The organism is Streptomyces paromomycinus (assembly GCF_003865155.1).
Taxonomy (GTDB): Bacteria; Actinomycetota; Actinomycetes; order Streptomycetales; family Streptomycetaceae; genus Streptomyces; species Streptomyces chrestomyceticus.
Genome location: NZ_BHZD01000001.1, coordinates 6692681 through 6711948, shown reverse-complemented (window position 1 = coordinate 6711948; position 19268 = coordinate 6692681). Strand labels below are relative to the sequence as shown.

Here is a 19268-nt window from a genome sequence, read left to right as displayed (position 1 = left end):
GACGGTGCCGGCGGAGCCACCCCTGTGGGCGCCGCACTGGATCGTCTGGCCGCGGAGTCCCCCGATGCCCCGGCGGTGACCTGCGACGGTGTCACGCTCAGCCGCGCGGACCTGGCCAGGGCGAGCAACCGTTACGCCCGTGCGCTGGCCCGGAAAGGAGTGGGCGTCGGCGACTTGGTCACCATCGGGCTGCCGAACGGGATCGAGTTCTACGTCGCCACCGTGGCCGCTTGGAAGCTCGGAGCGACCCCGCAGCCGGTGTCTGCACGCCTGCCCGGGGCCGAGCTGTCGGCAGTCATCGACGTCGCGAACCCGGCGGTGGTCGTGGGGCTGCCCAGTCCGGACGGCAGGCCGAGCCTGCCGGCCGGGTTCGAGCCGGACCCCGCGCTGTCGGACGAGCCGCTGCCTCCCGTTGTCCCGCCGTGCTGGAAGGCGCCGACCTCCGGCGGCAGCACCGGTCGCCCCAAGATCATCCTGTCCCAGGATGCCGGGACGGCCGAGGCCGTGCTGGCACGGGCCGGCTCCCTGCGCATCGACCCCGGCTGCACCTTCTTGGTGACCGCCCCGCTCTACCACAACGCGCCGTTCACCTTCTCCCTGGTAGCGCTGGTCAACGCCGGGCACGTGGTGGTGATGCCGCGCTTCGACGCCGCCGATGTGCTCCGGCACATCGAGCGGTACCGGGCCACGTGGGTCTACCTGGTGCCCGCCCTGATGGGACGGATCCTGCGGTTGCCCGGCGAGATCCGCGCCGCCGCCGACCTGTCCAGCGTTCGCACACTGTTCCACGTGGGCGCCCCATGCCCGGAACACGTCAAACGCGGCTGGCTGGACCGGCTCCCCCCGCATGTGGTGCTGGAGCACTACACCGGCACCGAGGCCATCGCGATGACCGCCATCGACGGCGAGGACTGGCTGCGGCACCCCGGGTCCGTCGGCCGCCTGGTCTCCGGCGAGATCCTGATCACCGATGAGGATTTCCGGCCACTGCCGCCGGGCGAGGTGGGCGAGGTGTGGATGCGTCCCCCGGCCGGCAGACGGACGTACCAGTACGTGGGTGCCACCCCGCGGGCGAGGGACGGCTGGGAGTCGCTCGGCGACATGGGCCGGTTCGACGCCGACGGCTACTTGTACCTGGCCGACCGGCGCAGCGACATGATCCTGGTCGGTGGCGCCAACGTCTACCCGGCGGAGGTCGAGGCCGCGCTAGAGGCGCATCCGTCCGTGCGATCGGCCGCGGTCATCGGGCTGCCGGACGAGGACCTGGGCAATCGGGTGCACGCGATCGTGCAGACCGACGCGCCCGTCGAGGACGACGCTCTCGACCGGTTCCTTCGTGACCGGTTGGCGCCGTACAAGATTCCGCGCACCTTCGAACGTTCCGACGTCCCCCTCCGCGACGACGCGGGCAAGGTCCGTCGTTCCGCACTGCGAGCCGCCCGGATGTCCCCGGCGGCCCCTTGACGCCCGGCTGCTGCCGCGGCACCCATGGCGCCCCGGCCGCGTAGCTCCCGTTCCACAACCCCATGCGGACGGCCCCGCTACGGCCCGGCCGGACGCGATGACCGAAGAATCCGCCCGCATCGTGCAGCCCCGGGTGCCGGCATCCCACCAATCCGCAGCATATGGAGGAAGAGCAGTGTGGAACTCCGAGGAATACCTGAAGTACTCGGACGCACAGTCCAGAGCCTTTGAGGACCTCTCCGCGCGGATCGGCGCTCGCAATCCGCGGCGGGTGGTGGACCTGGGGTGCGGCCCCGGCGACCTCACCGCGGCACTCGCGCGGCGTTGGCCGCAGGCCCAGGTCACCGGAATCGACAGTTCGCCCGCCATGGTGGCAAAGGCGCGGGAGCACGGCGTCCAGGCCGAAATCGGTGACATCCGGGAATGGAACCCCAGCGCGGACACCGACGTCCTGCTGTGCCACACGGCCATCCACTGGGTGCCTGAGCACCCCGAACTCATGGCCTCGTGGCTGCACGCTCTCCCCGACGGCGCCTGGTTCGGAATGTGCTCACCGGACGACGCCGGCGACGGTATCCACTCGGTCATGGAAGAAGTGGCGGACCGCCCGCATTGGCGTGAGCTGATATCGGACTGCGTGCTGCGACTGGGTGAGGTCATGCGCCCGCCGGACGTGTACTACGACATTCTGGAACAGCAAGGATTCCGGCCTGAGGTGTGGCAGTCACGGCACTGGCGGTGCCTGCACGGGAAAGACGCATTGCTGCACGACCTCGAAGCGGCACCGCTGCGTCCGATTCGGGCGAGGCTCGACGACGAACAGTGGGAGGCGTTTCGCGCCGAGTTCGCTCCGTTGCTGCGGAAAGCATATCCGGAACACCCGGACGGGACGACGCGCCTCTCCACCCGCATGCTGTTCGTTGTCGGGCACCGCACCCAACGGTGACGAGAACGCCGGCGAACTTTTCGACGTCCGGTACTTCCGTGTAGCGCGCTGACCGAAAAGCGGCCTGGAAGACGACACGGCGATGTACAAAGGTCCCGCCCGAGGCCGGGGGCGGGACCTCGCGGCTGTCCCAAGTACCGCGCGTACCGCGCGTACCGCCAGGACGATGCCGCACACCACCAGCGACAGCGCTGCCTCAGCAGCCTCTGCGGTCCCTCAGCCCCCCAAGGACGTACCGCAGCTCACGAGCGTCCGCCGACAGAGCCGACGTCACAAAGCGTTGCGCTGTCGTCCCGCTGCCCACCTCGGACGGAGGTGCCCTCCACCAGCTCCGACCGAGCGCGCTCAGAGGTACTGCGCGTAGTCGTCCAGGGTGCGCAGCACCTCGGCCTCGCCCGCGGACGGCAGTTGCAGCACGACCTCCTCCACACCCAGGTCCCGGAAGTGCGCGAGCTTCTCCGCGGAGGGCCGTACCCCGTACAGCACCACCTCGGGCTTCTTCTCCCGCCCCTCCCGCTGCCATGCCTGCTGCAGCGCGGGGAGCGCCTCCGTCAGATCGTCGCGCCCGTCGTTCGGCAGCCAACCGTCGGCGTACTGGGCGATGTGGGAGAAGAGTTTGGGACTCGCCACCCCTCCGAGCAGCGTCCGCGGGGCTCCCCGCACCGGCTTGGGGTGGGCGTGGCTGGCGCGTACCGATCCGAATGCGCCCTCGTACGCGGTGGGTTCCACCGCCCACAGTGCCCGCATCAGCGCCAGCCGGTCGCGCACCAGCTCGCGCCGCGTCGCCCACTCCACCCCGTGGTCGGCGGCCTCCTCCTCGATCCAGCCGAGGCCGACGCCGAGCGTGAAGCGGCCACCGGACAGGAAGTCGAGCGTGGCGACCTGTTTGGCGAGGTTGATGGGGTCGTGCTGGGCGACCAGCGTGATGCCGGTGCCGAGCGCCAGCCGCTCAGTGACGACCGCTGCCTGCCCGAGCGCCACAAACGCGTCGAGTGTGCGCCCGAACTCGCGCGGCAGCGGATCCCCCATGTGGGCCGACGCCTTTCTGTTCACCGGAATATGAGAATGCTCGGGCAGATAGAGCCCGGTGAAGCCGCGCTCTTCCAACGCGCGCGCCAGCCGGTCCGGCCGGATCGTCTCATCGGTCAGGAAGATCACGGTCGCTGTGCGCATCGGCTGCGGTACCTCCGGGGCTCGGCGTTCAGGCACTTCGATCATGGCAAGTACATCTTGGGGCGCACAAGGAATCAAGGTGTCGCCTGACGGGCTGCGGCTCATCCCTGATCCGTCAGGCCCCGCTCAACTCAGCCTTTCACACGCGGCGTTGCACCCGGACGACTCCCCTCACGGGCGCCACTGTGTCCGGCGGCCGGCACCATCATCTTGCGACGGAATACGCAGACCAGGGTGCCGTCCTGCTTGTAGCCCCGGGTCTCCACGTGCACAATGCCGCGGTCCGGCTTGGACCTCGACAGAATCTTGTCCAGAACGGTTGTCTCGCCATAGACCGTGTCCCCGTGAAAGGTGGGCGCGACATGCTTCAGCGACTCCACCTCAAGGTTGGCGATCGCCTTGCCGGAGACGTCCGGGACGGACATGCCCAGCAGCAGCGAGTAGACGTAGTTCCCGACCACGACGCCTTTCTCGAAGTCGGAGTTCTGCGCGGCGTAATGGGCGTCCATGTGCATGGGGTGGTGATTCATCGTCAGCAGACAGTAGAGGCGGTCGTCGCACTCGGTGATGGTCCTTCCGGGCCAGTGCTTGTACGTGTCACCGACGGTGAACTCCTCATAGATTCGCCCGAACTGCACGGTGACTCCTTAACGGCGCCTCGTCAGGTTGTTCTGCTCGTGGGGTACGTGACGCTTCATGCTACCGTTCGCGACCCTTGAGGTAACGGTTAACTACGGTACTCATAAAGCGACTTCACTTCCGAGACGCCCCGCCCCGCCCCGCCGATACGCCAGGTTCATCACGGATTCAGGAACCGTGATCCGCGAAGCCTGACGCCGAAGGAAACAGCCCAAGGCAGCTCGGCCTCGGTCCGCCCGGCGATCCACTCGCGGCCGGCACGACCGGCCGTTGGCCGGCAGCAACGACATCGCTGATGTCGCTGCGCATCCACCCACAGCCACCGAGGCGGAACTGGAGCGGAGTGGCCGACCTTCCTCCACACAGGACAGACCTCGTCAGAGCTACAGGGAAGCAAGTCCACCGACTGCCGGCAGTAGCGTGATCGGTCACTGAGCGTCCGCCTCGAACGCCCCTCGTAGGACGAACCGGCTGAGGAGAGCCGAGTGGAGTCGGAGGCGAAGTAGCGGGACGCACAGACCAACTGGCCCCGCGTCAGCAGCAGCCCGCAGCTGTACGCCCGTGGGTGGCCGATACCCTCGGACGTTTCCGGTCCACCTCGAAGCCCGCCTCGGCGACACTTTGGCGGTTCGCTCCACGCTGCCGTCGTACTTGAACGCGATCTCCGGAATGTGCTCCAGGAACTTCCCGCCGAAGTGCCGGTGGCAGAAATCGCGGTAGTGCTTCGTGTCCAGGATGAAGTTGTGGACCGCCGGATCCACGAGGCGGCCGGCGCACAGCTCCAGGCGCCGGCCCCACTTCTCCATCGCGGTGATCAGGTACGAGACCGCGGCCCCGAACAGCCGGTCGGCATCACCTCGTCCACCGGGTGGTCCCGCATCAGAAGCTGGATCTGCCAGTCCCACACCTCGCGCGTCACGTAGTCCCGCGGATCGCGGACCTGCGCCCTGATCTCGATCGCTGTCACCATCGTGTCCTCCCGTGTGCCGCGACTGTCCGGCCCGTTGCGGGCCGTACGCCCACGACACCACCGGCCGAGCCCGGCCGGTGGTCAACTTGCGTGCTGTGCAGACGATTTGCAGATGCTGCACACGACATCGACGCGGGCACGATGTGTCACTACCGTGGACGGGACCCCGGCCCTTGGCGCGCGGGAGGTGCGGTGTTCGGCGACACTCTGTGGTCTTCCGAGAAGGCCCGCTCCCTTGTCGCCGCCCGGCACGCCGGCGGGCTCGTCAAGGTCGGGCGCACCGCGCGCGGATGGCGGCAAGAGGACCTGGGCGGGCGCCTGGGGTGCTCAACCTCCACGGTCTCCCGGCTCGAAGCCCGCCGCTGCCCTTCCGACCTGCGTCTGCTGCGACGCGCCGCCGAAGAGGCGGGGGTACCGACGGATGTTCTGACGGCGTCGCTCGCCCTCAGCGGGGCCCCGGCCGCCAGGGTGTCGCTCGATGGTCCACAAGACGAGGAGGCCCCGATGCGCCGCCGCACCCTGCTCGCCGCCGCCGGACTCGCGGCCCCCGCGCGAGAGCTACCTCGCCGGCCCCCACCTCCGCACCGCAATGATCTGGATCGACGGCCTACTGGACCACCGACTGATCACGACATCGCACAGGCCCTAGGTGGACGGGGTGACGCTGTGCCGGGGGTGAGGCGGTTCGGTCATCTGCTGAGTGCCGATGACGTCGAGCAGTCCGAGACGGCTGGCGGAGTCGCTGCCCGGCGGGGCGGTGAGGATGACGATGCGCAAGTCGCCGCCGGGTTCAGTGAGGATGTCGCAGTCAAGGTGAACGGGCCCGACCTCGGGATGATGGACGGTCTTGGTGTGCAGCATGTGACCGCTCACCTCGTGGGCCTCCCACAGAGCGGCGAAGCGCGGGCTCGTGCCGCGCAGGTCCGTGACAAGGCGGCGTAGGACCGGGTCCGTGGGGTAGCGCGTGGAGGCGGATCGCAGGTCGAAGACCACGGCGGTTTCGAATCGGGACTGCTGGTCGGGGGTGTGGCGCACCGGGCCGGGCACACCGGTGAAGTGCTGCCGGACCAAGTTGCGGTCACGCTGCGGAAGTGAGGACGGGTCGCCCAGTAGTGCGGCGTGCAGTCGGTTGAAGGCAACGAGGGTCCAGGCCGCGTCGTACACGCCGACGGGTGTGCTCGGCATCTGATCGAGCAGCCGCTGCACCCCCGGCGTGACCCGGTGCGGCAGCCGGCCGTCGACGGGTTCGGGCTGTCCGGCCAGGGCGAACAGATGGGCACGCTCGGCCTCCGACAGGCGAAGCGCCCGCCCCAGAGCGCCGAGCACCTGGGCGGAGGGGGACGTCGCCCGTCCCTGCTCCAGGCGGATCACGTACTCGGCGGATATGCCTGCCAGGAGGGCCAGTTCCTCGCGGCGCAGCCCGGGCGTCCGACGGGTTCGTCCTGCCTGCAACCCGACCGTGGCAGGAGGTATGCGGTCACGCCACCGGCGCAGTGTTTTCCCCAGATCGCCGTCCCGCCGGGAAGGTCCGCTGTCGCCCTGTGCGCTCATGGTCCCAGTATCGGCCTCCCGCTCAACGCCGTCCTGGTACCGGCGTTACCAGGAACAGCAGTGGCCTGTCCGGCCGGCCGCCGGGCGGCGAGGCTGCCTGGCATGACGACGACGCTCATCACCGGGGCCAACAAGGGCCTGGGACTGCAGACCGCTCGCCGCCTGACCCGGGCGGGGCACACCGTGTATCTGGGGGCCCGTGACCCGCTCCGTGGCGATCAGGCCGCCCGGGCGGTCGGCGCCCGCCCGCTGCTCCTCGACGTCGCCGACGACAATTCCGTCGCGGCGGCCGCCGAGCAGGTTCGCGAGCACACCGGGCATCTCGATGTCCTGGTCAACAACGCGGGCGTGGCCGGCCCCGTGCGGACAGCCGACGAGGTCACCGCCGCGGACATGCTCGCGGTCTACGACACCAACGTCTTCGGGGCTGTGCGCGTCATCCAGGCCTTCCTGCCTCTGCTGCACCGAAGCGCGTCACCGGTCGTGGTCAACGTCAGCAGCGGCCTGGGCTCGCTGGCCGTTGCGGCCGATCCCGCCGCCCACGCCCTGCTCGTCCCGCTCTGGATCTCCTCGCTGCCCTACAACTCCTCCAAGGCTGCCCTTAACATGGTCACGGTGTTGTACGCGCGCGCCCTGCCACGCATGCGGTTCAACGCCGTCGACCCCGGCCACACCGCCACCGACCTCAACGGCCACACCGGCCCCCAGAGCGTCGAGCAGGGCACCGACATCATCGTCCGCATGGCTTCGATCGGCCCCGACGGGCCGACCGGCGGCTATTACACGGCCGCCGGCCCCATGCCCTGGTGACACCGGGCCGCCGCACACCCCCGCACCGACAGGAGTCCGGTCATGCACCGTCCGCGCCGTGTCGAGGCCGTCCTCGACTTCGTCTGTGTCCACTGCTACCTCGGCTTCACCCGCTACCTCCGGGCCGCTCGCCGCCACCGCGCGGACGGCGGCGCCGTCGAAACCGTATTGCGCCCTGTGCAGCTCCGTCCCCAGGCATCGCCCGAGGGTGAACCGCTGGTCGAGGTCTGGGCGCGCGAGCGCGGCGCTGCTGTCGCTGCCCGGCTCGCCGCCAACACCTCGTTCGGCGCCGACGTTGGCCTTACACTCGACGTCCGCCGCGCGGTGTTCACCAACACCTTCGACGCCCACCGACTCGCCGCGCAGGCATCCGCACAGGGCAAGGGCGAAGAGATGGCCGAGCGGCTGTTCCGCGCATACTTCGCCGACGGCCTGAACATCGCGGACGCCGCCGTGCTCGACCGGCTCGCCACCGAGACGGGCGTCATGACCATCAGTGGCGGCGCGGACGCGCTGCGGGCCGAACTCGCCCGCATCCGCGCACTCGACCTGCCGGCTCCGCCGGTACTCCTCCTCGCCGACGGCCTTGTCTTGTCCGGGGAGATATCAGAGGAGGACATCCTCACCGCCCTGCGCGCGTGACTCCGGTGCTCACCCCGGCCTCACACGCAGCTGCCGGCGTGCCAGCCCAGGCACGTTGACGGCAACGGCTTCTAGATGCTGAAGAGCAGCCCGTAAAGGTTGGCGACGGCCTTCGGGGCATAGCCCGCCACGCGGTCCCGGGCTCGCGATGCGGCCCCGGGCATCCCTCTTCGGAGTCATTGATCCACTGAGCCTTTTCCAACCTCAGTTTGAGCATGTCAGGTGCAGGGTGAGGACGGCCTGGACGAGGCTGGTGATACGGCTGGTAGAGCATCGCAGTTTGCGCATGAGCCGCCAGGTTTTGAGGGTGGCCATGGGCTGTTCGACGAGTGCACGGATCTTCGCGTGTGAGCAGTTGACGGCCCGCTGACCAGGGGAGAGAGTCTCCCAGCGCCCCCAGTAGGGAACTCGCACGGTGCCGCCGGCGCCCCGGTAGCCCTTGTCGGCCCAGCATTCCACTCCGGCCCCCGCCAGGGCACCGATGATGCCGTGAGTTCGCGCGGCCTTAATGTCGTGGACAGACCCGGGCAGCGCGGGCGAGGCCCACAGCAACCGTCCCGCCGGGTCGGCGATCACCTGCACGTTCATGCCGTGCTTCTTGTGTTTCCCGGAGTAGAAGGGTCGGTCGGCGGCGATCCGGTCGATCGACAACAACGTACCGTCCAGGATCACGAACGCCTTGCCGGAGGCTGTCCTCACCGCCTCGGCGAGGGTTGGAGCCAGAGCGGCCAGGATGTCGACGGCCTCGGCGATGTACCGGTAGGCGGTGGTGGTGCCCACGCCGAATCCGGCGGCGAGCTGGGCGTAGGTATGGCCGCATCGTAGATGAGCCAGCACGAGCAGCGCCTGCCGTCCGGCGGCCAGCCGGCGCCATCGTGTCCCTTGCGCAAGACGACGTGCGGTCAACTCACGGGCGAGGAAGCGCAGAGCGGAGGTGGACAGATCGACCCCGGCTGGGTAGACGAGCATGCGGAAGCTCCTGGCAGGATGGCTTGGACTCGACACGCACCCGTCTACCAGGAGCTTCTCTACGCCCGGACCCCGCCCGCATCCCAGTGGCCCCGCTCCACAAGCAGGTTGAGGAAACCTCAGTGGGTGGTGGCGTGAGGGAGCGCGCGCGGAAGTGCTCGGCGCCAATCACGAGCGCGGGACGGTGGTCGAAGCGACACCGATCCCCTTCGTGCCCGCGTTGTGCCCGGCTACCTGCGAGCCGGGCGTGAGCTGGATTCGGTCGAGCTCGCGGCTCAGGGCCGAATCGGACTCCCCTCCGGTGTGCTCAGCGAGGAGCGGTATCGGCCGGGCGCCCTGCTCCCAGGAGCGCGAGGAGCCCGGGGAATCTCTTCTCGATGTCCGCGCGTCGTAGTCGGATGCCCTTGCGGTTGCCGTAGTCGATCTCGTCAATGAGACCTGCCTCGCGCAGGACCCGGAAGTGGTGGGTCTGGGTCTGCTTCGAGATCGGAAGATCGAACGAGTTGCAGCCCCGCTCGCTGTCGCTGCGGTCGGTGGCCAGCTCCGTCATCACCGAACGACGGTGCTCGTCGGCGAGGGCACGAAACACCGCACCCAGATCGAGCGCATCGGCCTCCGGACCGTCCAGGTTCCTCCCGGCCACGCGGCACCTCCTTCAAGTACGACTTGCATCGTACCTGAAAGGCATGCTTCCCTGAGGTACGAAAATGATCGTACCTTGGTCCGGTTGCACCGCCCCGTGCCGCCGCGCCCCCAGACCCGGCCCGGCACTCGCCGGAGACCTGGTCATCGACACTCCGAGAGGTCCTCGTCATGAAAAAGCCCGAGGTGCTGATAGTCGGTGCCGGAATCGCAGGGCCCGCACTCGCGTACTGGCTCTCCCGGAACGGCTACCGGCCGACGGTCGTCGAACACGCCCGGCAGCTGCGCTCCGGTGGCAGCGCGATCGTCGTGAAGGGGCCCGCGATCCCGGTCGCCGAGCGCATGGGTATCCTCCCGCAGCTCCGCGAACTCGCCACCCGCAACCGGTCGCTGACCCTGCTCGACCCCGGCGGCAGGCGCATCCTGCAACTCCCGCTCACCTCGGACAAGGCGCCGACGGTCGAGGTGACCCGAGCCGACCTGTCCGAGGTGCTCCACCGGTCGGCGCAGACCGAGGCCGAGTTCTTGTTCGACGACACGGTCACCGCTCTCGACCAGGATGAAGACGGGGTGGACGTCACCTTCCGGCGCTCCGCGCCACGGCGCTTCGACTTGGTGGTCGGTGCCGACGGGATGCACTCCACCGTACGGCGCCTGGTATTCGGGCCCGAGCGGCAGTTCGCGGGCGACCTGGGCCTGTACGGCGCGACCGTCCCGCTGGAACCCGACGCCATCGAGGACCCGACCGAGATGACGATGCTGACCGTGCCGAACCGGATGCTGGTCCTCCACCCCTCGCGGACCACCCCGCTCGCGATCTTCACCTTCCGGGCCGCACAGCCGGCGCCCCACGACCGCAAGAACATCGCCCTGCACAAACAGACCGTGGCCGACGCCTACGCCGACGTGCGGTGGCGGGCACCGGAACTCGTGGCAGCCTTCCTCGACCATCCGGCTCCGTTCTTCGACCCCCTGACCACCGTCCGGGTGCCCTCGTGGTCCCGCGGACGGGTCGTCCTGCTCGGGGACGCGGCGGCGGCGACGGCCCTGCTGGGTGACGGGTCCAGCATGGCGATGGCGGGCGCGTACGCCCTCGCAGAAGAGCTCGCCGCCCATCCCGGTGATCACGCCCGTGCCTTCGCCGCCTACGAGTCGCGGCTCCGCCGTGAGATAGGCCCGCGGCAGCGACGCGTCGGCCTGCTCTCCAGGCTCATGGTGCCCCGCACCGGGCCGGGCCTCGCGGTGCGCAACACGGTGGGCCGCGCGGTCGGTCGCACGAACCGGACCGCCTCTCGCGAAGCCGCGAACCGGTAGACCGGGTCCGCACCGACCGGTCACCGGTCGGTGCGCAGCTCCGCGGTGGCTCTCAGCCGGCTCGGCGCCGCCATGTCCGACGAGCCCGGCTCGGCGTGGCAGGTCATCGCCCATGCGGCAGATCGACTGCTGTCGGCCCCACCCACCGTTCCCGGCGCTCGCCACGACATGGGACCTGCCGGCGACCACGCCCCCGCGACGCGGAGGTGAAGTGCTGGGCGGACAAGGCGTATCAAGGCGGCGACGGCATCATCCCGGGGACCCTTCCGCAGTCCGCATCTCAGGCTGCGGCAACGTCGGCATAACAGCACCCACGCCAGGAGTCACTCCTCGGCGAGCAAGCCATGGCCGCCCTGAAGGCTTGGTGCCTCCCCCGGAAACTCCGCTGTAGCACCAACCGAGTCAGCGCCACCGTGAAGACCATCCCCGCCCTTCGTCACGCCTCAACCTGAGGTTGGAAAAAGCTCACTGGCTGACGTGATCACGCGTGACCTTGTTCGCGTCAGCCAAGGCTGCCCGGACCCCGGAAGCCGTTCACCAGGTCACGCGCACGTTCCGCCATGGCCTCGTCATCGACGCTCTCGCCCTGCCTCTCGACGAGACGTTTCCGCAGGCCACATCGTTTCTGCACCGTGATGCAGGAGTGGGGCGGGTGGGACTCGAACCTCAACGGGTGGCCCATCTCACCTGCGGTTTTACCGGAGAGACAGACATATCCATCCGATTCGATCCTGCTCCGTCCTCTCCGGTCCCGCCCAATCCGGGGCGGTGAGGCAATTGCCTCACCGGCCTTCGACACCCGAGCGAGACACGGAGACCGGGGCGGCGACGCCGGATACATCACATAGCCGACCCATCAGCACGCGACACCCGCGTGACCGGGGCCCGGCGACGGCACCCCGTTCCCCGTTTCGGAATAACTATTCCGACTTCGGAAGGTCTTCATACCGAGTGACCTGCGGTGTACGCGACAATCGCGCGGACAGCAAGACACTGGGCTCGCAGAGCCCTGAAGAACCACAACGGGGGAACTGAGGCATGCCCTTCTCACCTACATATCGCGCCAAGGGCTCCGCCGGAGCATCCGGACCGCGTGACATCGACCGGGCGCAGGTCATCGAGCTGCCCGCGCCGACCGCCCGCGCCGGCCAAGGCGAATTCGTCCGGGACGCGGACACCGTGGGGCTGGGCGCGGCCCTGCGTATCGGGGAAATGGTGGACGCCACCGGCGTGAGCGAGCGGCTTCTGCGCTATTACGAGAGCCGCGGCCTGCTCACACCCCGCCGCACGAACCGGGGCCATCGGCTCTACACGCAGGCGGACGTCGCCCGCGTACGGCTGATCAGGCTGCTGCTCGACGGCGGGATGAGCACGAAGGACATCCAGTTCCTCCTCGAATGCGTCCATGAAGAGGTCGATCTGACGTCGGTCTGCGGGCAGCTCGATTCCGTCCTGGAGCGGGAGTTCGGCCGGATCACCCGGGAAATCCGGTCCCTGGAGCTGACGCGCCAATACATCGCCGTACTGACCGGGCGGACCCTCCAGGGACAGGTTTCCTGACCGCGTTCACCCGCGCGTGCCCGGCGCTCCGGCCGCGAGGTCGCCCAGCACCGACCGTACGTTCGCATCGGCGGCGATCAGCGAGAGACCGCCGTCGATGACGAACGACTGGCCGGTGATGTATCCCGTGCTGCCGTCGGCGAGGTAGCGGATGAGCCCGGCGACCTCCTCCGGGCTTCCCGGGCGTCCGGCCGGCAGGACCGGCCGGGCGACCGTGCGCGGGTCGACGGACGCGTCGTGACCGTTCATCGGCGTGGCGGTCTCGCCCGGTGCCACCGACGCGACCGTGATGCCGTGCTGCGCCAGTTCCAGCGCCATGGTCCGGGTGAGCATCCCCAGAGCGCTCTTGGCCGCGCAGTACGTGCTGCCGCCTGTGATCGGGATCTGCTCGTGCACGCTCGTGACGTTGATGATCCGGCCTCCGCGCCCCTGCTCCACCATGGCCTGGGCGGCTGCCTGGGCCAGGAAGAACGGGCTGGTCAGGTCGATGGCGAGCACCTTCGACCACGCGTCGTGGTCCTCTTCCAGGAACGGCGCACGCCAGTTGACGCCCGCGTTGTTCACCAGGACGTCCACGCCCCCGGCCGTGGCGACGGCCTCGCGCAGGGCGGCGGCCGCGGCCGGCGGCTCGGCCAAGGGGAACTGCACCGGCCAGGTACGCACCCCGGCCTCTTCGGCGATCTCCCGGGCAGCCTCCTCGGCCGCGGCCCGGTTGCTGCCGTAGCCCACCACGACATCGAAGCCCGCCCGGCCCAGTTCGAGGGCGGTGGCCCGCCCGATGCCCGAGCTGGCGCCCGTCACGATGGCTACGCGTCCCATGGTCTTCTCCTTCTCCCGTACAGTTCGGTCGGCCGTGGCCGTCACGCGTCGGCCTTCAGCAGATCGGTGTTCATCTCGACGACGAGGCGTACGACGAGTTCGCCGTCGACCAGCCGTCCGCCGTCGACGAGGCGGTTCATCAGCTCGGTGCCGCTCTCCAGCGCGCGCCGGTGCGTCAGCAGACGGCGGTAGCGGTCCGGCCGCCGCGTCAGCTCACCGGCGGCCGCCGCCAGCGCCGCGCCGGTGACCCCGCGGTTGCCGGTGAAGCGCACACCCGGCCCGGTGCCGCCGGACCAGGTGACGCGGCGCGGGGGCAGGGGACCGCCGGTGTTCGCCGCCCGTACGCCGGACAGGTCCACGCCCGGGTAGTGCCGTCCGGCGGCTCCGCCGTACACACCGCCGATCACATGGAAGGCGCGCAGCGAGGAGCCGAGCCGCTCGTGTGCCAGGTCGACGGCGTCCACGGTGCGGTCCCGGTGGGTGGCGATCAGGACGTGGGCGGGCGGATCGCCCTCGCCGGGGCACAGGTCCTGCCAGCGGACGTGGCGGATCGCCGGGTCCAGATGCCGCTCGGACCAGGCCAGGCCGGCGTCGCTCGTGTGCACGAGTGTCACCCGTACGTCCTCGAACAGGTGGCGGGCGCGCTCGGCGGCCAGGTTTCCGATGAGCCCGTCGCCCACGACGACGAGTTCCTCGCCGGGGGCGAGGTCGAGACAGTGCCAGGCGTAGTCCACGACCGCGAGCGGTTCGACGAGGGTCGCCTCGTGGGAGCCCAGCGCGTCCCCGATCGGCACCAGCAGGCCCGCCTCCACCGCGGACGCCGCGATCAGCACCCGCTGCTGGAACAGGCCGTCCACGTTGTGGCCGAGCAGGAACGACGGGTCGCCGGGGTGCGTGGGGTTGACCACGACACGGTCGCCGGGACGGACCCGGGTGACTCCGGCGCCGACCGCGACGACCTGGCACGCGCCCTCGTGGCCCAGCACCGGTGAGGGGTCGTCCCGCAGCCCGCGCAGCATCTGGATGTCGGTACCGCACAGGCTGACCGCCTCGGGCGCGAGCAGCACCTCGCCGGGGCCCGGGTCCGGGGTGGGGCGGGCCTGCACGCGGCTGGCGCCGCCCTGGCGTACGACAGCCCGGTGGGTCGTCATGTCTCTCCTTCGTCCACTCATGTCTTGACCACCGACAGGAAGCCGTCGGCCAGCAGCTGGGCACCGCGGATCGGATCGGTCTCGCCGGGGGCGAGCACCCGGACCACCTGGCGTCCGGCGTCGCCCTGGGAGTAGTTGGCGTCCCGGTTCAGGTGACCTTCCAGAGACCGCTGGTAGTGCGCCCCGAGCGCTTCGGCGACGCCGCCGCCGATCCCCGTCACCGTCAGCCGCGGCTGTGTCGTCCACAGCCAGCGGATCGCCTGGGCGAGGGGGTACGTCACGGTGTCCAGGAGGTGCCACGCACCGGTGTCACCTTCCGACAGCCGTCCCGGGAACGCCGCCGCGTCGAACGGCTCCAGGCCCAGGGCCTTGGCCACACGCGGGATGGCGGGTCCGGCGGACACCGCTGCGACGTGGCCCGCTCCCCCGCACGCGCAGGGCAGGTCGAGCAGGCGGCCGAGCCCGGCGGGGACGGCGGCCGGCAGATGTCCGATCTCGCCCTGCAGACCGCTCCCGTCGACGGTGACGGTACGCGAGCCCAGGTCCGCGATCTTCAGGGCGATACCGCTGCTCACGGTCAGGTAGCCGACGTGTCCCGCCTCCGCCGGAAGGCGCGCGGCGAAGTCGGCCAGCGCGCAGGTGACGTCGTTGTGGACGTGCCACTCGACGTCCGGCCGCCGCTGCCGCAGCTCCATACGCAGGTTCCGGGACAGCCGGGCGTCCCCCCACAGCGGGCTCGACCCGTGGACCTGGGAGGTCAGGTCGTCCATGGCGGCCCCGAGGGACACCACGACCCGGCCGTTCCGCGGCTCCGCGGTGGTCAGTTCGCAGACGAGCATGTCCCACAGCGTCTCGACGGAAAGCCCCGGGTGGTTGAGGAGGCTCGGTGCGGGCCGGCGGGTCACCGTGTCCCCGCTGCGGTGGCGCAGCCACGTCCCGCCGATGTCGAAGCCCGTCAGCGGGTCCGTCCGCTCGCGGAGGCTGTCCGTCATGGCCGGGCTCCTTCCGCGGACCGGGCGGGCAGACGCAGGCGTACCGGGCCGGCTCCGGTGGCGGTGACCGTGATGCCGCGCAGGTCGTCCACGGACGCGTCAGCCCGCGACGCGTCCGCCCCGATGCCCACGCACCGGCATCCGGCCGCCTGTCCGGCGCGTACGCCGACGTCGGCGTCCTCGAAGACCACACAGTCCTGCGCCCGCACCCCGAGGCGACGCGCGGCGTACGCGTACCCCTCCGGGTCCGGTTTGCCGCGGGAGACCGTTTCGGCGGAGACCAGCACACGGGGCACCGGCAGGCCGGCCGCCGCCAGCCGGGCGCGGGCGATCTCTCCGTACGCGGCGGTGACCACGGCCCACCGGTCGGGCGGGAGGGCGGCCAGCAGCTCACGGGCGCCGGGCAGCGGACGGACGTCGTCCGCGTAGTACCGCTGCATCTCCCGGACGCGCCGGGCGCCGGAGCGCACCGCTTCCGGCCCCGGCAGGAAGCCGGTGAGGATGTCCGTGGCGGTCCGCCCGGGCAGCGCGGCCAGGACCGCGTCGGTGGGCAGCCCCTCCTGCCGGGCGAAGGCGGCCCAGGCCCGCTCGATGGAGGCGGCCGAGTCGATCAGTGTGCCGTCCATGTCGAACAGCACGGCGGAACAGGGGAAATCGGTCGTCCCGGGCATCAGGGCTCCACCGACTGGGCGTGGTGGAAGGCGTTCGTGGGATCCCACCGTCGTTTGACCTCGCGCAGCCTGGCGTAGTTCTCCCCGTAGTACAGCTCTCCCGCCGAGAGGCCCGAGGTGTTGAACCGGGCGTCGGACAGGTCGCTGTCGGGGTAGTTGACGTAGCTGCCGGCGGTCACGGAGTTGTAGACGGGCACACCGCCGGTCTCCCGGAAGATCCCGTGGTACGCGCGGCGCAGCCAGGCGATGTTCGCGTCGTCGTGGCGCCGGTCCGCCCAGAACGTCTGCACCAGCATCTTCATCGTGGCGTCCCGTTGGAAGACGGCCGTGTCGTGCGGCCCCGGGCGCGCGATGGCACCGCCGAGGGCCGCCACGTCGACACCGGCGGAGAGCGATCCCTTGATCGGCTCGTGCAGGGCCCGGTGGATCTCCGCGGCCTGCACCTTCGTGAAGCGTCCCCGGAAGTTCGCCGACCCTTGCTTGCCCCGGCGGTTGGGGTCGCTGTTCTCGTCGCTGGAGGTGCCGATCAGCCGCACCGAGTTCATCCACGGCATCCAGGCCCGCGTCACGTACGAGGGCCCGGCGTCGTACCCGAGGGCCGCGCCCAGTCGCTCGACCAGGTCGTCCGCGACGCCGGTCGACGCGCTGTCGGACACCTGCATCACCATGCCGACGCCGCCGTTGTCGCGGTGCCTGATGGTCAGCCAGGGGAAGACGGCGTCGGTGACGGGCGCGCTGGTGTGGTGGTCGGCGCACCAGTCGGCGAAGACGTCGAGGAAGGCGGCGAACTTCTCCGGCCCCACCCCGTCCCACGGCCAGTCACACGTCACGATCTGCACCGAGGACGGCGGGGAGGGCAGCCCGCGCGGCGCGCCGGGCGTGCGGAAGTCGAAGCGCGTGACGACGCCGAAGTTGCCTCCGCCGCCGCCGGTGTGCGCCCAGAAGAGGTCACCGAGCGCGCCGGTCTGGCCGCGGTGGCAGTAGGTCAGCGACGCCTTGCGGTGTGCGTCGACCGTCACCACCTCGACCCCGGCCAGGTGGTCCACGGTCAGGCCGTGCCGGCGTGACAGCAGGCCGTAGCCTCCGCCGGTGACGTGACCGCCGACGCCGACGGAGTAGCAGACGCCCCCGGGGATGGTCACGCCGTGGTCGCGGTAGAGGGTGTCGTAGACGTTGAGCAGGCGAGCGCCCGCGCCCACCGAGTACACCCCGCGCGAGGCGTCGTGGGCCACCCGGTCCAGGGCGCCCATGGAAATGAGGCACTGGACGTCCGGCGAGAGGACGAAGTCCTCGAAGCAGTGGCCGCCGCCGTAGACGGTGAAGCGGCGCCCCGCGTCCAGGGCACGCTGGACCGCCGCGACGGCCTCGGGGGCCGTACGCGGGGTCAGGATCTCCTGGGGGCGGACGTCGAAGCGCCGGTTGAACCCGGTACGCAGCGAGTCGTACTGCGGATCCCGCCCTTCCCGTACGACCGGTACCGAAGCGCTGCCCGGGGCCGGAGCCCCCGCGGCAGCGGCGGGCCGGGACAGCAGGCCAACGGCCCCCGCGCCGGCGGTCCCGGCGAGGAAACCGCGCCGGCCGATGCGTCGCGTCATCGTCAGGGCCCCACCTTCACGCCGAGGGCGCTTCTGAGGGCCGCCTCGTAGGGGGCCAGGAACGCCTCGATCTCCGGGAGCGGAGCCGACGGGGCGAGTGTCGCGACCTGGTCGACGCCGGCCTCGGCCAGCGCGGCGACGACGTCCGGGTCGTGCGGCACGCCCATCACGACGACCGGGATGTGCCGGCCCAGCTCACGGGCCACCTCCCGTATCTCGCCGAGCCGTTCCAGCAGGACCTTCAGGCCGACCGAACCGTAGTCGGGCATCCACCCGTCGCCGAAGGCCCGTACCCGGGCGCAGGCCTGGGGGCCGGCGCCGCCCACGTAGATCGGCGGGCCGGGCTGCTGGAGGGGCGTCGGGTGCACGACGATGTCCTCGAAGGAGACGTGCTCGGAGGAGACGGTCGTCGGTTCTCCCGACCACAGTGCCCGCACCGCCAGCGCGTGCTCCGTCAGCCGGGCGTTCCGGCGCCGCGGGTCGACGCCGTGCGTGCGCATCTCGTCCTCGATCCACCCGGCTCCCACGCCGACGTCCAGCCGGCCGCCGATGACCCGGTCGAGGGTGGCGAGGCGCTTGGCCATGGCGATCGGCTCGTGCTGGGCGAGCAGCGTGATGGCGGAGCCCACGCGCAGTCGCTCCGTCACCGCGGCCGCGGCATGGGCGGCCACGAACGGGTCGAAGGTTTCCCGGAAGCGCGGCTCCAGGTCCGGGGCCTGCCGGGCGAACCGCAGGGACTGGTGGGTGTGTTCGCAGAAGTACAGGGCGTCGTAGCCGGTGTCTTCGAGGCGGCGCGCGAGGTCGCCCACCGGGGCCGTACCGGTCGTCTGGAAGACGGAAACACTGATCTTCACGCTGTTGCCGCCATCTCCAGTTGGTGCAGTGATGTCTTCAGGGCCCGGATGAGGGATCCGGCGCGGTGGTCGTCGTTGCCGATGTCCAGCAGCCGGTTGGGGGTGTAGGACAGGGCGATCCCGGCGCCCGGCCAGCCGAAGTGCGCGGAACCGCCGCCGCCGTCGTGTCCGAACATGTCGGCGTCGACGCCGGTACGGGGAGTGCCCTTGAGGCGGAAACCGCCGCGCCCGTAGGCGAAGGGGAAACCGAGCATGGGGTCCTCCTGCCGCACGTACGGCGTGAGGGCCGCGCGGACCGTCGAGGAACGCGCCAGGTTGCCCGGTACGCCGTCGGGCCGGTGCAGGTCCTCGATGATCAGGGCGTACAGGCGGGCGATGTCCCGCGCGGTGCCCACGATGTTCGCCGCGGGGATGTACGCGTCGCGCAGGGCGGCGTCGTTCCACACCACGCCCCCTTGGGGAAGGGGACGGGGTTGGCCCAGGTCGCCCGTACGAGCGGGTCGTCG

19 protein-coding genes and 1 pseudogene are annotated in these 19268 nt (G+C 70.5%); 7 read left to right on the top strand and 13 right to left on the bottom strand.

The annotated features are described in order from the left end of the window. Positions 1-24 precede the first annotated feature (24 nt). Positions 25-1464: an AMP-binding protein gene (locus tag OEIGOIKO_RS28780; RefSeq protein WP_246177573.1), complete on the top strand. Its 1440-nt coding sequence runs from the start codon at positions 25-27 to the stop codon at positions 1462-1464. Between the two features lie 175 nt (positions 1465-1639). Then, positions 1640-2410 (top strand): methyltransferase domain-containing protein, encoded by a 771-nt coding sequence (locus OEIGOIKO_RS28775; protein ID WP_170251894.1) that lies wholly within the window; start codon positions 1640-1642, stop codon positions 2408-2410. A gap of 345 nt (positions 2411-2755) precedes the next feature. Here the strand turns inward: OEIGOIKO_RS28775 and OEIGOIKO_RS28770 are convergent, their stop codons facing one another. The 3 genes from OEIGOIKO_RS28770 to OEIGOIKO_RS43100 form a co-directional block, all read right to left on the bottom strand. Then, entirely contained in the window at positions 2756-3583 is an 828-nt protein-coding gene (locus tag OEIGOIKO_RS28770) for a TIGR03619 family F420-dependent LLM class oxidoreductase (RefSeq protein ID WP_125056466.1), read from the bottom strand. A gap of 131 nt (positions 3584-3714) precedes the next feature. After that, complete coding sequence (locus tag OEIGOIKO_RS28765) at positions 3715-4221, bottom strand: MaoC family dehydratase (RefSeq protein ID WP_125056464.1); 507 nt, start codon at positions 4219-4221, stop codon at positions 3715-3717. A gap of 815 nt (positions 4222-5036) precedes the next feature. Next, positions 5037-5192, bottom strand: coding sequence for a hypothetical protein (locus OEIGOIKO_RS43100; RefSeq protein WP_246177572.1), 156 nt, complete (start codon positions 5190-5192; stop codon positions 5037-5039). Positions 5193-5333: 141 nt separating this feature from the next. Here OEIGOIKO_RS43100 and OEIGOIKO_RS43095 point away from each other — a divergent pair. Continuing rightward, a pseudogene (locus OEIGOIKO_RS43095) lies at positions 5334-5606 on the top strand (helix-turn-helix transcriptional regulator); the annotation flags it as partial. Positions 5607-5837: 231 nt separating this feature from the next. Here OEIGOIKO_RS43095 and OEIGOIKO_RS28750 read toward each other — a convergent pair. Continuing rightward, positions 5838-6743, bottom strand: coding sequence for a helix-turn-helix transcriptional regulator (locus OEIGOIKO_RS28750; RefSeq protein ID WP_125056462.1), 906 nt, complete (start codon positions 6741-6743; stop codon positions 5838-5840). 102 nt (positions 6744-6845) lie between these two features. Between OEIGOIKO_RS28750 and OEIGOIKO_RS28745 the strand changes: the two genes are divergently transcribed. Continuing rightward, positions 6846-7553 (top strand): SDR family NAD(P)-dependent oxidoreductase, encoded by a 708-nt coding sequence (locus OEIGOIKO_RS28745; RefSeq protein ID WP_125056460.1) that lies wholly within the window; start codon positions 6846-6848, stop codon positions 7551-7553. 42 nt (positions 7554-7595) lie between these two features. Continuing rightward, positions 7596-8195, top strand: a complete 600-nt coding sequence (locus OEIGOIKO_RS28740) for a DsbA family protein (RefSeq protein WP_125056458.1) — start codon at positions 7596-7598, stop codon at positions 8193-8195. A gap of 204 nt (positions 8196-8399) precedes the next feature. On the opposite strand, the gene OEIGOIKO_RS28735 is transcribed toward OEIGOIKO_RS28740, so the two are convergent. Both OEIGOIKO_RS28735 and OEIGOIKO_RS28730 read right to left on the bottom strand, forming a co-directional pair. Continuing rightward, entirely contained in the window at positions 8400-9164 is a 765-nt protein-coding gene (locus tag OEIGOIKO_RS28735; RefSeq protein WP_125056456.1) for an IS5 family transposase, read from the bottom strand. Positions 9165-9471: 307 nt separating this feature from the next. Beyond that, a complete protein-coding gene (locus OEIGOIKO_RS28730) occupies positions 9472-9807 on the bottom strand; it encodes an ArsR/SmtB family transcription factor (RefSeq protein ID WP_125056454.1) in 336 nt (111 codons plus the stop codon). Positions 9808-9977: 170 nt separating this feature from the next. Between OEIGOIKO_RS28730 and OEIGOIKO_RS28725 the strand changes: the two genes are divergently transcribed. Both OEIGOIKO_RS28725 and OEIGOIKO_RS28720 read left to right on the top strand, forming a co-directional pair. Then, positions 9978-11120 (top strand): FAD-dependent monooxygenase, encoded by a 1143-nt coding sequence (locus OEIGOIKO_RS28725; RefSeq protein ID WP_125056452.1) that lies wholly within the window; start codon positions 9978-9980, stop codon positions 11118-11120. Positions 11121-12158: 1038 nt separating this feature from the next. Further along, positions 12159-12680: a MerR family transcriptional regulator gene (locus OEIGOIKO_RS28720; RefSeq protein ID WP_246177571.1), complete on the top strand. Its 522-nt coding sequence runs from the start codon at positions 12159-12161 to the stop codon at positions 12678-12680. 6 nt (positions 12681-12686) lie between these two features. Here the strand turns inward: OEIGOIKO_RS28720 and OEIGOIKO_RS28715 are convergent, their stop codons facing one another. From OEIGOIKO_RS28715 to OEIGOIKO_RS43595, 7 genes are read right to left on the bottom strand one after another with little or no spacing between them, the layout of a single operon-like run. Next, the gene (locus OEIGOIKO_RS28715; RefSeq protein ID WP_125056451.1) at positions 12687-13499 is read right to left on the bottom strand and encodes an SDR family oxidoreductase; all 813 of its coding nucleotides are present in this window, start codon (positions 13497-13499) and stop codon (positions 12687-12689) included. A gap of 41 nt (positions 13500-13540) precedes the next feature. Then, positions 13541-14650: an alcohol dehydrogenase catalytic domain-containing protein gene (locus OEIGOIKO_RS28710; protein ID WP_125056449.1), complete on the bottom strand. Its 1110-nt coding sequence runs from the start codon at positions 14648-14650 to the stop codon at positions 13541-13543. 17 nt (positions 14651-14667) lie between these two features. Then, entirely contained in the window at positions 14668-15642 is a 975-nt protein-coding gene (locus OEIGOIKO_RS28705) for an ROK family protein (protein ID WP_125056447.1), read from the bottom strand. After that, the gene (locus OEIGOIKO_RS28700; protein WP_125056446.1) at positions 15639-16313 is read right to left on the bottom strand and encodes an HAD-IA family hydrolase; all 675 of its coding nucleotides are present in this window, start codon (positions 16311-16313) and stop codon (positions 15639-15641) included. Before OEIGOIKO_RS28700 ends, OEIGOIKO_RS28705 begins: the two co-directional genes overlap by 4 nt. Then, a complete protein-coding gene (locus OEIGOIKO_RS28695) occupies positions 16313-17908 on the bottom strand; it encodes an FAD-binding oxidoreductase (protein WP_125056444.1) in 1596 nt (531 codons plus the stop codon). The genes OEIGOIKO_RS28700 and OEIGOIKO_RS28695 overlap by 1 nt, the downstream gene beginning before the upstream one ends. 2 nt (positions 17909-17910) lie before the next feature. Then, positions 17911-18762, bottom strand: coding sequence for a TIGR03619 family F420-dependent LLM class oxidoreductase (locus tag OEIGOIKO_RS28690; RefSeq protein ID WP_170251892.1), 852 nt, complete (start codon positions 18760-18762; stop codon positions 17911-17913). Further along, on the bottom strand, positions 18759-19244 hold the full coding sequence (locus tag OEIGOIKO_RS43595; RefSeq protein WP_281288438.1) for a serine hydrolase: 486 nt from the start codon (positions 19242-19244) through the stop codon (positions 18759-18761). Before OEIGOIKO_RS43595 ends, OEIGOIKO_RS28690 begins: the two co-directional genes overlap by 4 nt. Positions 19245-19268: the final 24 nt, after the last annotated feature.